Genomic DNA, 15,406 nt, shown 5'->3' with positions numbered 1-15,406 from the left:
AGGACAAAACAGATCACCAGCAGGAATTTTGAATGATTTGGCAGCTTAAATAGAACTCAACTGAATAATGTCAGCTGTCAAATCTCTCAAAAATGGTACGACCTCGTATTCAAACCACGGATTTTTCTTTTGCCAGATCTTATTTCTTGGTGACGGGTGTACAATCGGTAAGAATGAAGGCAGGTAATTCTTAAAATCCCTTACCCTTTCAGTAAGTGTCGTATTCTTTATATCTCTCAGGTAATAGTTTTGGGCATACTGGCCGATAAGCATGATCAATCTAATATCTTTCATCTCAGCCATTAAGGACTGATGCCATCTGGGTGCACATTCAGAACGAGGGGGAAGATCACCAGAATTACCTTTGCCAGGATAACAAAACCCCATTGGAACTAAAGCAAACAGTTTATCGTCGTAGAATTGTTCCTTACTCACCCCCAACCATCTTCTTAATTCATTTCCGCTCTGATCATCCCATGGAATACCACTATGCTGAACTTTTTGTCCGGGGGCCTGCCCTATGATAACAATCTTAGATTCAACACTAGCCTGCACTACGGGCCTTGGAAAATCAGGTAATTGCCCCTTACAGATTATGCAGGCCCGGATCTCTTTTAAAAGCTCTTCCAAAGGTTTAAGATTAAAGGACAAAAATAATTCTTAATAATTTTCAGTTATTTTACGAAATTCATCAATGTTAGTAATTGTAATGCTTTTACCCGAAATTACAATCATATTCTCGGCTAAAAGATCGTTGATTGTCCGAAACAATGATTCATAAGAAGAGCCGGTATAAGAAGCAATATCTTGTCTGGTCAACTCAATATTTATAAAGCCCTGATCATCGACACCAAATTGATCCTGCAGCGAAAGAAGCGCCTGCAGTACTCTTCCCTTGATACTCATATGCGCAAGATTACTCATTCTTCTTTCTGATTCTTGTAATTCACCAGCAAAAAAGCGCATCAGTTGTATCACGAAGTCCGTATTCACATGCATCGTTGATTCCAAAAAATCCAGCCCAATAAAACAAACTATAGCATCATCAATTGCAGTGGCAGAAACAGGGTAATGTCCTGAGCCACCTAATCCCAGGTGGCCTATAACATCACCCTTTTGGGCAAAACGAACGATAAGTTCTTTTTCATCATCCCATTTCTTATGGACTTTCACTTTTCCGCTATAGACAAAGAATATACCCCTGACTTCCTCTCCTTCTTTAAATACCTGCTGACCTTTTTTAATTTTGATATTTTGCTTATTGGCATCGATAGCAAGTTTCCATTCTTTTAAACAGAACCTGCATAAAAAACAGGTATTTAAATCACAGGTATTTTTTGTTTTTGTCATCCTTATTATTTTACCATCATTTAGCTGCACGAATTTAGCCAATCTTTATTTTATCATGTCCATCATCTGCGATATGGAAAATAATTCCAATTACAATCAGAACCCCGCCTGTAAAAGCCGGCCATTGAAAAGATTTGATTCCATTCAAATTTATAGTCCATGCATGCGAATCTACGCTATTCACAGTTGTCAGATTAGTAAAGGTTAAAAAACCAACGCCAATAAATATAATCCCTATAATTATTAACAAAACATTTATCTTTTTCATAACATATACATTAGACCTCAAAAATACTATTAATATTTCACAAGCAATATAATATTAACATTTTTAAATAAAAAAACCATATTTATATTACATTTGCAATATATAATACAATAAAAATATTTTGATTAACAATGAAACATTCCACCTCAAAAAAGATTTTTGAATTACGGCACACCTTAAAGAACCCCTTAAAAATTAACCCCTTTGTTTACAATAAAGACTTTCTGCTCTGGACTATCATTGGTATAATCGGTGGTATCATTTCTGGTGGCTACTGGATTGTATTAGAGCATATCACAACAGTTTTAAAAATTATAGAAGGAATATTTGTTATTCCTTTAATGACTATTGCCGGATTAGCAGCAGGATTGATCATTTATAAACTGGGTGATCCGGGCGAAATTGATTTGATGGTAGATAATATACATTTTAAAGGAGGCCGGCTGAACCCCAAAAGCAATCCATCAATGATTTTATCTTCTTTGATCTGCATAGCCTCTGGAGGCAGCTTAGGGCCAGAAGCACCACTAGTACAAGTGGTTGGATCTACAGGGACGTATATTTCACGTAAATTAGGTTATAAAGGAGAAGATGTACGTTCTATTACCATTGCTGGGATGGCATCCGCATTTACAGCTCTTTTTGGGGCACCGCTTGGAGGAAGCTTATTTGCTTTAGAAATATTAGATCATAAGCACGTTACCAAGTATTATAAGGCTTTTATGCCAGCACTGGTGGCCAGTTGTGCAAGTTACCTCGTTTTTGTATTGATCACACACCTTAATCTCGGGCCTGCCTGGAACTTTCCTCCGTATAAGAACCCAAAAATCTGGGACATCTTTTATGCTGTTGCCTACTCTTTAGCTGGTGCGGCTACCGGATGGCTATTTACCCTGTTCATCAAGTCATTTAAGCTGCTCTTCAATAAAATCTCATTAGCTATTTATTATAAACTGGCATTGGGCGGCTTCTTATTGGGAACGATTGCTTATTTTATTCCTCTTACCCGATATTTTGGGCATGAGCAACTCACAGCAGTACTTAGCGGAAGTTTCACGATCCAGTTCTTATGCCTATTGCTGATTATGAAACTAATAGCCATTGCAATTACAGCAACCTCAGGCTGGAGAGGTGGTTTTATTATCCCACTACTATTCGCTGGCACTGTTCTGGGATTAGTTATCTATCATTTATTTCCCGGACAAAACCTTACCTTAATTACTGTCTGTTGCATGGCCGCTTTAAATGCCTCGGTTACACGAACGCCTGTGAGTATTACTATTTTACTTGGTGCAATGACAGGCTTTCAAAATATTGTACCTATTATTTTCGCAAGTTTAACAGGATATTTTCTGGCGCCTAAATCTCCATTGATACACGCTCAAATGGGTATGGATAAATAGGATCAAACTCACTATATCCTTAAGAAGATGCAGCAGTATGAGCCATGAAGAATTTGGCTGGTATCATGTAAATAAACATGCTCCTTTGTTCACTATTTAGAAAGCATGTGTGGCATCCACCTTTAACATGCTTTCAGTAATTAACTAAACTAAATCTGGCTATTGCCGTGATTGGATTCTCCATTTGTAATCCAACTTTTAATACTGACAATTTTTATAGCGAAACGTTGCACGAGCATTTAAAATAAATAAGCTGTAATTCCATATTTGCTGTTGCAATGGTGCAAATTCAATCTTACTATAAGACATGATTTCAAGTAATTTCACGGTAAGATCTGATAGGGTTTTATAGGGGTACTGTAGGGGTTGTGTTGTAGGTTGAACTAGTATTGAACTAGCATTGAAGTAGTATTGAAGTAGCCTGGGCTACTTCAAGGGTAGTCGAACGCTTCTTCAACCCTACTTCAATGTATACCACTACCCCTACAGTACTATACCAAAACCATGCCTTAACAAGGCACATCGTAATCTTGTTTATTTGGCTCAGTTTTGGCAGGTAATTAAACAGAAAAAAAATACTGACAATCAAAATAAAAAATCCGCACCTATGAATATTTCATCAATAAATCCGGTTAATGGGCAGCAAATTCAAGAATATCCAACGCTTAATGAAAAACAAGTAGCTGAGAAGATTGAGCAAACACATAGCGCCTGGCTGGACTGGAAAAAAACCACTCCTATACAACGCAGAACACTAATGAACAGGCTTGCCGAAATTTTGCGGGAGCGTAAAAATGAGCTGGCCATATTAATGGCCAATGAAATGGGAAAACCTGTTAAACAAGGACTGGCCGAAGCAGAAAAATGCGCCTTATGCTGCGAATATTACGCGATCAATGGAGAGGGCCTGCTTGCAGATCAAATTATCGAAACTGAAGCCTCAAAAAGTTATGTCAGCTTCCAGCCAATCGGTATAGTTTTAGCCGTAATGCCCTGGAACTTTCCATTATTTCAGGTATTCCGGTTTTTGGCACCAACACTTATCGCGGGAAACTGTGGTGTTTTAAAACATGCTTCAAACGTTCCGGGTTGCGCTTTAGCTATTGAAGAAATGATTGTTCAGGCCGGCTTTCCTGCTCACGTTTTTCAAACGCTTTTGATTGGCAGCAAGATGGTTGAAAAAGTCATCGAAAATCCACGTATCAAGGCTGTAACACTTACAGGCAGTACCAACGCTGGTATTACTGTTGCCAGTAAGGCAGGTGCAATGCTTAAAAAGGTAGTACTGGAATTAGGAGGTAGCGATGCTTACGTGGTTCTGGCAGACGCAGATTTGGAAAAGGCTGCAGAAATCTGTGTCGCCAGCCGTCTCACTAATAGTGGTCAAAGCTGCATTGCTGCTAAAAGATTTGTTGTTGAAGAATCAGTTATTGCTGAGTTCACTCAACTGTTCCTGGATAAAATGAAGAAAAGCGTAATGGGCAACCCACTTGAAATGGATACAGACATTGGACCGATGGCACGGATAGATCTACGCGACGAGCTTCATGCACAAGTCTTAAAATCAATTGAAAAAGGAGCAGTTTGTATTCTTGGTGGTGAATTACCTGAAGGGAACAATGCTTATTATCCTGCCACTATTCTCACCAATGTATTACCCGGTATGACAGGGTATGATGAAGAGCTTTTTGGCCCGGTTGCGTCGATTATTTCAGCAAAAGACGAAAACGATGCCATTCGTATTGCGAATGACAGCATTTTTGGATTGGGTTCAGCCGTATTTACCAAAGATATTGCCAAAGGCGAGCGAATTGCAGCAACTGAACTGGAAGCCGGCTCATGTTTTGTAAACGAACGCGTACAATCTGATCCGCGCTTACCTTTTGGAGGTATAAAGACTTCTGGTTATGGCAGGGAGCTGGGTAGTTTTGGGATTCTTGAATTTGTAAATATCAAAACGGTATACGTTAAATAATTTAGAGGATTTTAAGCGTTGAAGTTCAACGCTTAAAATTCATTACAGCTACAAATCATTTCATGACTATTATTTTCTCTTAACCAGCTCATTATAAATTGCAATACGGTGCGTACGTAATTTATAGGGTATCTTTTCTTTGCTGTTGCTCATCTGAAAACCAATAGCGTGAGATTCTTTGATGGGCATATGGCAGTCGATACAGTTCTTTGCCAGCACAGCTTTGTTCTTCTCTTTCAATGTTTCATGTTTCACATCCTGATGACAGCTGATACATTTAGCGGAATAAATTGCCACGCCAGAGCTCTTATTATCATGCATATCATGGCAGGTAATACATTCTGCTTTACCAATTTTATAACACAAACTAGCCTCAAGCAGTGGCTTTTGTTTACCGTGTACATCGGGATCTTCTCCGCTATACGCATTATATTGAGGTAATGTTTTTAACGTATCTCCCGGTTTAAAATTAAAGGTTGAACTCACCGTCTGGATACCCGTTCCTGAATGACATACCCCACATGCATCTATTCTTCGGGATAACGCCAGTTTTTTATAACTCACCATAAAATTGGCCGTTTTCACCGTAGGGTTCTCTTGATGAAAGGTGACGTGCTGAGCCGCAGGGCCATGACAACGTTCGCAATCTATACCTGCGATAATGGAGTTTTTAACATATTCTTCCGTGATTGAAAAATTAGGCCCTTGTACCAGCTTTTTGTCCGCGAAAGAGCTATGGCACTCTAAACAACGCGCAATGATTGGCCTGCCAAAATAAATCTGGTCTTCAGGGAAACCCGGGCTGTTTACCCATTGATGTTCTTTGGTCAGGTAATTCAATGGCATTTGCATCAGTTGTTTGCCGTACCAGAATGCGAATGTATACGCGCTTTTTCCTGCACCAAAAATCATAGCTGTATGTTCAGTTTTTCTGTCCACACCATTGAGCAGCGCAGACTGATACAGGCCATCAGCACGGTTTTTTACCTGCACTTTAGTGTTTTCATTAAAAATGAACTCTCCATCAGGTATATGCAGGCTGTCTGCAGAACCAGGTGCAGTGAGTATTTTTGAAGCATTAAAATGGGAATTGTGCACCGCAGATTTTGTAAGGTCCTGATGACAACTTACACAGGTAGCACTCCCGGCGTAGGCTGGTCCCCTGCTGTCGTTACTTTTACTTTTTACTGGTGTACATTTTACAATCGCAAACACAAAAATTGCCAGAATACAAAAAATCAGGAAGAAGCGTCTCCGGCCCATACATTAGCTTGGTTAGAATATTAGTATTTTATCGCTAACTAAAATAGTAAAAAAATTCACTACAGCTGATAAAAAAGCATAAATGGACTGCTTTAACCGAGCTCGAGCTGATTTTTCACTAACTCATAATACTTGCCTCTGGTTCTGGTTAACTCTGCATGAGAGCCAAGCTCTACAATTTCTCCATTTTCCAGCACCACAATTTGTGCTGCATTCTTAACAGTACTTAATCTGTGTGCAATTACCAATACAGTTTTACCAATAAAAAAATGCTCCAGATTATCCATGATTGCCCGCTCATTATTTGAATCCAGTGCATTCGTAGCTTCATCAAAAAAAATGATCTGAGGATTTTTATAGACTGCCCTTGCAATGAATAAACGTTGTTTTTGCCCACCACTTAAATCTACTCCGGTACTGCCTAGTGCTGTGTTGTGTTTTTGTGGAAGTGATGCGACAAATTCGTCTAGACAAGCAATTTTAAGTGCCTGGTAAACCCGCTCAATATCTACATTTTTTTCGCTCATGGCTATATTTTGTGCAATAGACGAGCTGTATATATATCCGTCTTGCATCACTACTCCACACTGGCTTCTGAACTCATCTGTATTGATAGTTTGCAAATTGATATCATCAATTAAAATAGCACCGTCCTGAGGCTGATAAAATGATAACAATAGCTTCATTAATGTGGTCTTACCACTGCCGCTTGTACCAACTATAGCCGTAATTTTTCCCTTGGGGATAAATAGGTCTATTCCCCGCAGCACATAAGGATTATGAATCCCAGCGTATTTAAAAGACAGATTATTTACATCGAATCCCCTATTCAGCTCACCAGGAAAACTAATTTTCCCCTGATCATTTTCATTTGTTTTTAATTGTATCTCATTTAATCTTTCAAAGGAAGTTTTTGCGTCCTGATAGTCGTGAAAAAAATTCATGATGTCCTGAATTGGCAGCGTCAGCTGACCAACGATATAACCGATACTCAGCATCACCCCAAAAGTTATCGTGCCGTTAATTACCCAGTACGAACATAAAAAAGTTATAAAAATACTTTTCAACTGATTGACTGTATTTATCCCATTCTGCTGTAGCTGTGAAAGTTTCAGGTTACTTAACTTGAAATCATATAATTTATGTTGCAATTCCTGCCAGCTGTCTACTCTTCCCGATTGTGCGTTATTAAGCTTGATCTCCGTCATACCTGAGATCAAATCATTCAAATAATGTCTTTCTTCAATAGCGAGCCCGAATCTGCGGTAATCAAGCTTTCTACGCCGCTCCATAAACAAGAAAAACCACACAAATGATAAAGCTGTGAACAATAGAAAGCTTATTACAATGTATTTATCAAAAAAGAACATCTGTAAAATGTACACCACTAAAAGCGATATCGAAAAGATAAAAGACACCAATTTTGTAGACAGAAAAGTTTCAATTCTGGAATGGTCATCTATCCGCTGATAAATATCTGCATGGTTCTTGGTGTCAAAAAAAGAAATCGGCAGCATCAGTAGCTTTACCAGGAAATCTGAGATAATACCAATACTTAACTTAGTGCTCAGTTTTGCCTGGATTAAACTTCTGATATAATTTGTAAAGGTTAAACTCCCGAATAATACAAATTGAAACAGCAGGACTTTCCATATAATATTTATGTTTTTCTTTTCTACCCCCTTATCCGTCATGTACTCAATAGTTCTTGGAATAAGCATGGATATCGCACTGGCAATCATGATCACCAAAAGAAGAAAGCCTATCTGCTTTACATGTGGCCTGAGAAAATCTACAAATTGCCAGCCTATACTTTTTCCTTCAGCGCCGGCAGTTTTTGTGATATAATCACTTTCTAAATCAGGTTCGACAAATAAAGCGATCCCCTTTTCCCCATTGCCCGCCCAGCCCTCTGTAAATTCTTTTTCGGACAAAACTGCAAACCCATAGGCAGGGTCACCAATCGTATACTTCCCATTTTTAATCTGGTATAAAACAACATAATGGTTTTTCCTCCAGTGAATAATACATGGAAAAGGTTGTTTTTCCTTAAGATAGTCTATCGTAGTTTTAAATACCAAAGCCTTAAAGCCCACCTGTTCCGCGCCGTACATAATATCCCCGATATTACTTCCAAGGCGCGAAGTATTGCATAGCTCTCTTAATTCTGATATACTGGTTGTGATCTGATAATATTCAGAAATCATTTTTAAACAAGCGGGACCACAGTCCATTAAGTCTAATTGCTTCTGAAAGGGATACTTGTAAAATTTCAGCATTGGAAAGCCCCAAAATAAACCATCGTAATATCCAATTCCTTATTGCCTAAAGTGGAACCATCGTGAAAGCAATTGTCAGTTGGAGCAATATAATACTGATAAGGTTTTTGCTGCACCCTGATGACCGGATAATCAGGAAAATGTTCAAAAAAGAACTTGGGTATGTTTGCAATATTAACGTTGTTCTTTTTGAGGTCTATTTTCTTTCCGATCATATTTAAAGCCTGTATCATGGATAGGTTTACAAATAAAAATGACCGGGTATCATTGCCTAAATTAATAGAAATCCGGTTCCCGAATTTATGAGCGGTATGGATGGTCATAGATTGGGTCCCATCATTGTGCATACCCATATATTTAATATCCTTAGGTTTAAAATCCTTGGGTAATTTAGTCGTATTACAGGCAACCATCTCTATATTAGGCAAGTTGGTCCCAATACAATGAAAATTAAATGGTTTGTTGTCTGCAAGCGGCGATAAAAAGGAATTGAGGTTCGAGCTTAGTTCTTTAGTCAATGCTGCATCACCTGAAAATTTCTCAAATACCTCTTCGCGGCTCTTGGAATTAGCCAGGTCTAATCGCTTAAAGCATGCTTTTAATGCTTCAGGAATATCACCCAGATAAATCGTATTATAATCGTTCCGTTTATCTTTCGCTTGTATGCCTCTTATTTCTTCGCGATTTAAAGCTCTCCAGTCTCTTTTAGCGATACGGGCATTATCTTCATACTGAGGCGTATAAACCATGCCGTGAAAGTTAACAGGCTCGGTCACCAGTGCTGTATGTAATACGGTTCCAGAATTAATATGGACTACTTCATAACCTTGTTCTAGCTGGTTATGTATTAAAATTCCTTTTTTTAGCTTCATTCTTTCAAATAATAAAATTCCAGGTAATACGTATTTAATTTAAAATCTGAATGCTCCGAAATAGACGATGATAATATCTAATCCTTTCATTCCAAGTGTAGAGCCATCATGAAAGCAATTATCAGTTGGAGCGATATAGTATTGATATGGTTTCTGATCAATTTTAATCACTGGATAGTCAGGAAAGTGTTCAAAAAAATATTTAGAGATATTGATGATATCAACAGGATGTTTTTTAGTATCAATTTTCTGCTTTAACATGTTCAAAGCTTGCGTCATAGTCAGGTTTATAAACAAAAAAGAACGCGTTTCTTTTCCAAGATTGATTGTAAGACGGTTTCCTGATTTATATAATGCATGGGGTGATACGAACTTGGTACCATCATTGTGAATACCCATATACTTTTTATCTTCTTCGGTATGGTCAGCTGGCAATACGGTCGTATCACAGGCTACAACTTCCAGGTTTGGCAGGTTTGTACCCAAATAATGAAAGCGGAATGGTTTTCCATCAGCTTTAGACTTTAAGAATTCTTCTGTCGCCTGATTAATTTCTAAAGTTGCTTCCGGATTCGCCTTAAACTTTGCAAAAACATCATTTCGGTTTTTACATTGCGCTAAATTCAATTTCTGAAATGAATTTTTCAGGTTTTCGGGAATATCCCCAATATATATCGTATTTGAATCACTGCGTTTATCAGTTGATTTCAGTGTTTTAATTTCCTGAGCACTCAATACTCTCCAGTTCTTTTTTGGAGTAAAAGCGTCTTCTTCGTAAGACGGTAAAAATGAAAGGTCTTCGTAAATAACCTTTCCCGTATCTTGTTTTGTATAATGAGTTACTCCCGAATTGATCTTGATCAGCTCATAATCTTCAAAGGATTGACGGTGGAGCATAATACCCTTTTTTATCTTCATATATCAATTATTTATTCCAGCTCTATCAAAAACACCCGTATAAACGATGGTAATATCTATTTCCTTGTTACCGAGTGTGGTTGCATCATGAAAAAAGTTATCTGTAGGTGCTATATAATATTGATAAGGTTTCTGAGCAATTCTGATCACAGGATAATCTGGGTAATGTTTAAAAAATAAATGAGCTATATTATCAGGATTAATTTCTTTACCAGCTAGGCCTGTTTTTTGTTTTACCATGTTAAAGGCCTGTATTAAAGAAAGATTAGTGAACGCCAGATGCCGGGTTTCTTTACTTAAATTTATGGAAATACGATTGCCGGATTTATGGGCTGTATGAGGAGTAAAATGCTTACTCTGATCAATATGTAATCCTATATAGATAAACTTCTCTTCCATATAAAGACAGGTTATGGTTTCCCGATTGGGCATTGCTCTTGTGATCCGGTGAAATTTATAATTTTTAGCAGAGGAAAAAGGGTGTAAAAATGTATCCAGCTCCGTATTAATGGCCTTCACTTTTTCCTCGTCTTCTTTCATCTTAGGGTATATCTGATCCAATTGCGTACATTCTTGCAAACCGAGTGAAAGAAGTGATTCCTTTAAATTCTCAGGGATTTCTCCAATATAAATGCTTCGCCGGAAATCAGTATTCCGGTGATCCGCTATTAATATCCGCTGTTCGGCAAGCTCCAGTTTACGCCACTCCCGTTTTGGAATATAGGATTCTTCATGATAATTCAATCCTGTTTCAATGGTTGCCGGCATCGTCCCATTATTAATAGATAATTGTTCTGCTATAGTGTCCAGGTCACTAAAAATGTGAAGTCCTTTTTTTAAGTACATAATACAGCTGGCTGCTTAAAAGAAATTAGTTTTTGCTTAACGTTACTTTCTATTTCAATTAAAGGAGGATTTTTGAGTTCCTGAATGAGTTCTGAATAAACTAATTTTTCAGCTTCCATTTTAGCCGTAACCTCAACAGGAAGACTATCAAGAATATCATTTTGTATAAAACTTAAAATCCTGATAATATCTTTGCAGTAAATGGTTGGGTTATCAAAACCATTATCATTCGCATATCTGCTGCCTAGAAAACCACCACCACAGAAATCATAAACCGGGCAGTTCAGACATTGTTCACACACCATATCATGTGCATTGTAGTAGACTTCAAAAATATCATCCTCAAAAAGATCTGAGATTTCATTTTCATGAATATTAAGGTTATTCCTGGTAATCCCTTCATAACATGCGCGTAATGAATCTACCACTTCTATCCCGCCATCCGTTTCTATAACCACTACTCCGTTTTTCTTTTTGCCGAAAGCCTGGTTCCCCACATTTTCTTCTCCTGCAATCATCTCGATCAGCGTTTCAAAGAACCTGATTACAGGTCTGTTTTTATCCCCTTTCCATAGGATAAAAAGTCCTATCAGCCAATCAGCATAGGGGGTGTAATCATCCTCACCAAATCTCACTGCATCAAATCCTTCAGGGAGTTTATCATAATGGCCGTCTGGAAACAGTAAATTCAAATTGCCTACTTTAAGTTCTTTAAGCTCCTTGTAAAATTCCTGGATTGGAATGTTTGTATTCATCACCATAAGAATACCCGACAGGCCATTTCCCCTACCCAATTTAACTGCCTCGGCAACCTGATTATAAGAACCTTTTCCATTATGAAATACACGGAAGGCATCATGATACTTTTTAGGCCCGTCTATACTAATCCCAATCTTAACATCATGAGCTTTGAATAAGTCATACCACTCTTTATCCATTGTCACCCCATTGGTTTGAATGGTAAAACCAAATTCAATTTCCGGCGAAGTATCCTTAAAAAGATTGATACAGAGTTTGAAATATTCCTTACTCAGTAAAAGTGGTTCTCCTCCATGAAATACGATCTGAACATAATCTATACCTGCGTTTTTACAATAGGACTTCAAACGTTCAGACAATGCCGCCACTGTAGCTAAAGACATGAATTTTGGCTGTTTCAGATAGGTTTGATCCCCTAAATTGTACATATAGCAATACGAACAATTAAGATTGCAGCGACTAGCAATCTTAAGCACATAAGAGATTACTTTTTTCATAGTTAAATAAAGTTCAGGTTATTTCAATGTGATTGTGGTTCAGTCTTAAGCCTCCATAAAAAATAGATAGCCAATTAGCTAAAATTGGCTATCTATGAAATCAATTAGCTAATTGCTTGTAAGAATGTTTCATGCTTATCATAAGCAGACACTTTCGAACGCAGGTTGCCAACAGCAACAACTGAGCAGCCAGAACTTACTCCACCAAAAATGGCTTTGTAAAGATCCAATTGTTCGTTTTCTGAAGAATTAACAGCATCGCTAAGGATACTTTTTTCTTCTGAGCTTGATGCGATTTTTGCATTTTTTTTCATGGGATTATAGTTTAAGGTTGAAAATCAGCCATCAGTAAGGACATGGCATTTGCCCTTTCATTTATATATTTATTTGAATGAAACAAGAGAATACATCCTATTTAACTAACCAATTTTACATCGTTCTTTGCTTGAGATCTTCATATCCTGGATCTCTGTCCCTTTTGTCCTTTACAGTTGATTTTCCAAAACTAAAACTCACTGAAAGTGCCACACTCCGGGTATCATAATAGTTTTGGTCCATGATCCTGAGTTCATTTAACCTGATTTTATAGCGGTCCTGGTTGCTCTTAAAAAAATCCTGCCCTGATAAAGTGATATTCCAGGAACCTATCGATTTCCTCAGCCTGACTTCTGTTTCGAGTCTGTTTCCGATTTCCGTATTTACAATAGTAACAGGAAAGGTGTTATTAGCTATTACTGTACAGCTAAGCCCCTTCTTCTTAGAAATATTAAATGTTTGATTGGTTGAAATACTAAAAAGAAAAGACCTGTTATCGATAGCTATATGATCGCCATAAGATCCTTTTGACATGACATAACCGGTCAGCGTTGATGCCGTTAATTTCCACCAGGGCAATAGCTGGCTATAATAGGTTATTGTATTTGAAAAAGCATATTTATTACCATAGTTCACTTTTTTATTGGCAATAACATTTTCCGAAGGATTATAAGGAAGTGCATAAAATTCATCCAGCAGCTGACTGGCGGCAAACTGAATTGAATAAGTCCCTGTTTTATTGCTAAAAGTATGGCTTAGTTCCTGTCTGTAATACTTGGATGGCAATAAAAATGGATTTCCCTCAAAATAGGTCTGATCAGTCGTATAAGTTCTGAATGGATTAACATCCCAAAAACTTGGCCTGGTTATTCTGCTGGAAACTGCCAGAACAAAGGTCTTTTCTTTTCCAGTGGTATATTTTAAGAAGGCAGTCGGAAAAAAGTTAATGTAATTTCTATCTACAACTTTTATACTTTCAAGCCAACCTTTTGCAACTGTATTTTCAATTCTTAATCCCAGTTGATAAGACCATTTTGTATTTATCGTCCGGTTTAAGATACCGTATAGTGCATTTATGTTCTCATTGTATTTGAACAGGTTACTTATTTTGGGATCTTTTACCCAAACATTCTCAGTTAATCTGTCCTCAAAAAGAAGATCATTATTAATTTTCGAGAAGGATGTTTTTGCACCAAAATCAAGGGAAGTATTTTTATTGACAGGCCATTCAAAATCAACCTTAACTGATTGATTGCTGATATGCTGCGGAGATGAACTCCTGAACCAGTCCTGAACAAATAAGGATTGATTGGTTAACAGATCCAATGCATCGGTTTTACTCACGGAATTGTTTTTGGATCTATATTCCAGTGCATCAAAATCAATACTGAGCTGCTTTCCTGAAGAATCAAGTTTACCCTGATAATTTAAATTAAGAGAATAGGTCTGTGAATTTAATTTATCCCGATTGTTGGTGAGACTAAGGGAATCCGCATCACTAAAATAATCACGTCTGAAAGCATTACGCGTCTCTTTGTGCCAGCTTCCTGCATAATCGAATAAAAGCCCAACTACATTTTTTTCATTAATCTGGTAATCAATCCCTAAATTTCCGCCAGGGGACAAGTCCTGGAAATCATTTAGAGAATTAATACTTCTGAGCGTCAAATTATCTGTAGTCCCTGCCGGATAGTAAATTTCCTTTTTGAGTTCTGGCTTCCTGCTTCTGTTGCTCATATATAAATCAGTATATATATTCCAATTCCCTTTGCGGTTATTGAGATAAACACTTCCCGCTTCAGAATTGACAGCAGTTTGTCTTGTGCTTAATACTGCATTTCCAATCAGCCCTTCTTCCTTATTCTTTTTGGTCAGAATATTGATGATTCCAGCACCGCCTTCTGCATCGTATTTACTGGACGGAGTGGTGATCACTTCAATTGCCAGCAGGTTATCTGATGGAATACTGCTTAGGTAGCTTTTCAGTGCATTTCCTGTAAGTACTTTCCGTTTATTATTTATATATACGATTGCCCCCGAAGTACCGCTGATTTGAATGGTACCGTCAGAAGAGACATTTACCAGGGGCGTTTTTTCAATAACATCCCAAATATTATTTCCAAACACAAGATCTGTTTCAGCGACATTAAAGCGGAGCCTGTCTATTTGCCTTTCAAAAATTGGTTTCTTTGCGCGTACTGTTACTTCTTTTAAGCTTTGTATATTTTGATATTGCAAATTGATTATGGTATCGGCTTTGACATTGACTGGTATCACTGTGTCTTTATAAGCCACATACTTAAAAACAAACTTATAATTTCCTTTAACAATGTTTTTAAAATGATAATATCCAAGACTATCTGTAATTGAATTACCCATCACAGCTGATCCCTGCTGCAGGCTGACCACAACTAACTGCAATGGTATCCTTTGATCATCTGTTACCTTCCCACTGATAGATACTTGTGCAGAAGCTGCATAAAAACAGAAAACAAGGAATACGGTCTGAACAATTTTCATCATATTAAAGGCAGTAGGTCTCATGAAATTAATAGCGCATCAAACTTTCTTTTAACTTCATTAATTTGATCTCAATAGTTTTCATTTAAACTAATCCGATAAAACATAAATTGGAAATATTTTGGATGAACAGGGTTTAAT

General features: G+C 37.5%; 13 protein-coding genes. 2 read left to right on the top strand and 11 right to left on the bottom strand.

Translation table 11 applies throughout. The features are described 5' to 3' along the window. Positions 1-45: 45 nt before the first annotated feature. From AY601_RS05420 to AY601_RS05410, 3 genes are read right to left on the bottom strand one after another with little or no spacing between them, the layout of a single operon-like run. A complete protein-coding gene (locus AY601_RS05420; protein ID WP_068397565.1) occupies positions 46-630 on the bottom strand; it encodes a uracil-DNA glycosylase family protein in 585 nt (194 codons plus the stop codon). Between the two features lie 30 nt (positions 631-660). Continuing rightward, positions 661-1,350, bottom strand: coding sequence for a Crp/Fnr family transcriptional regulator (locus tag AY601_RS05415; RefSeq protein WP_068407217.1), 690 nt, complete (start codon positions 1,348-1,350; stop codon positions 661-663). A gap of 34 nt (positions 1,351-1,384) precedes the next feature. Further along, positions 1,385-1,618, bottom strand: coding sequence for a hypothetical protein (locus AY601_RS05410; RefSeq protein WP_068397562.1), 234 nt, complete (start codon positions 1,616-1,618; stop codon positions 1,385-1,387). Positions 1,619-1,749: 131 nt separating this feature from the next. Between AY601_RS05410 and AY601_RS05405 the strand changes: the two genes are divergently transcribed. Both AY601_RS05405 and AY601_RS05400 read left to right on the top strand, forming a co-directional pair. Next, a complete protein-coding gene (locus AY601_RS05405; protein WP_068397560.1) occupies positions 1,750-3,021 on the top strand; it encodes a chloride channel protein in 1,272 nt (423 codons plus the stop codon). A gap of 607 nt (positions 3,022-3,628) precedes the next feature. Beyond that, entirely contained in the window at positions 3,629-4,996 is a 1,368-nt protein-coding gene (locus AY601_RS05400) for an NAD-dependent succinate-semialdehyde dehydrogenase (protein ID WP_068407213.1), read from the top strand. 69 nt (positions 4,997-5,065) lie between these two features. Here AY601_RS05400 and AY601_RS05395 read toward each other — a convergent pair whose 3' ends face one another. From AY601_RS05395 to AY601_RS05360, 8 genes are all read right to left on the bottom strand, one after another. Next, the gene (locus tag AY601_RS05395; protein ID WP_068397558.1) at positions 5,066-6,259 is read right to left on the bottom strand and encodes a multiheme c-type cytochrome; all 1,194 of its coding nucleotides are present in this window, start codon (positions 6,257-6,259) and stop codon (positions 5,066-5,068) included. Between the two features lie 92 nt (positions 6,260-6,351). Then, positions 6,352-8,538, bottom strand: coding sequence for a peptidase domain-containing ABC transporter (locus tag AY601_RS05390; protein WP_084359115.1), 2,187 nt, complete (start codon positions 8,536-8,538; stop codon positions 6,352-6,354). Next, complete coding sequence (locus tag AY601_RS05385; protein ID WP_068397556.1) at positions 8,532-9,410, bottom strand: hypothetical protein; 879 nt, start codon at positions 9,408-9,410, stop codon at positions 8,532-8,534. Before AY601_RS05385 ends, AY601_RS05390 begins: the two co-directional genes overlap by 7 nt. A 39-nt stretch (positions 9,411-9,449) precedes the next feature. Then, positions 9,450-10,328 carry a hypothetical protein gene (locus AY601_RS05380; protein ID WP_068397551.1) on the bottom strand — a complete coding sequence of 293 codons (879 nt, stop codon included), beginning with the start codon at positions 10,326-10,328 and terminating at the stop codon, positions 9,450-9,452. Positions 10,329-10,331: 3 nt separating this feature from the next. Further along, the gene (locus AY601_RS05375; RefSeq protein WP_068397548.1) at positions 10,332-11,174 is read right to left on the bottom strand and encodes a hypothetical protein; all 843 of its coding nucleotides are present in this window, start codon (positions 11,172-11,174) and stop codon (positions 10,332-10,334) included. After that, complete coding sequence (locus AY601_RS05370) at positions 11,165-12,430, bottom strand: radical SAM protein (RefSeq protein ID WP_084359113.1); 1,266 nt, start codon at positions 12,428-12,430, stop codon at positions 11,165-11,167. The genes AY601_RS05375 and AY601_RS05370 overlap by 10 nt, the downstream gene beginning before the upstream one ends. A 104-nt stretch (positions 12,431-12,534) precedes the next feature. Further along, positions 12,535-12,744: a hypothetical protein gene (locus AY601_RS05365; RefSeq protein WP_068397543.1), complete on the bottom strand. Its 210-nt coding sequence runs from the start codon at positions 12,742-12,744 to the stop codon at positions 12,535-12,537. Positions 12,745-12,859: 115 nt separating this feature from the next. Beyond that, the gene (locus AY601_RS05360; protein ID WP_068397541.1) at positions 12,860-15,289 is read right to left on the bottom strand and encodes an outer membrane beta-barrel family protein; all 2,430 of its coding nucleotides are present in this window, start codon (positions 15,287-15,289) and stop codon (positions 12,860-12,862) included. Between the last annotated feature and the right edge of the window lie 117 nt (positions 15,290-15,406).

The organism is Pedobacter cryoconitis, assembly GCF_001590605.1.
Classification (GTDB): domain Bacteria; phylum Bacteroidota; class Bacteroidia; order Sphingobacteriales; family Sphingobacteriaceae; genus Pedobacter; species Pedobacter cryoconitis_A.
The sequence above is the reverse complement of the archived record's forward strand: the minus strand, read 5'-3'. Positions and strand labels throughout refer to the sequence as shown.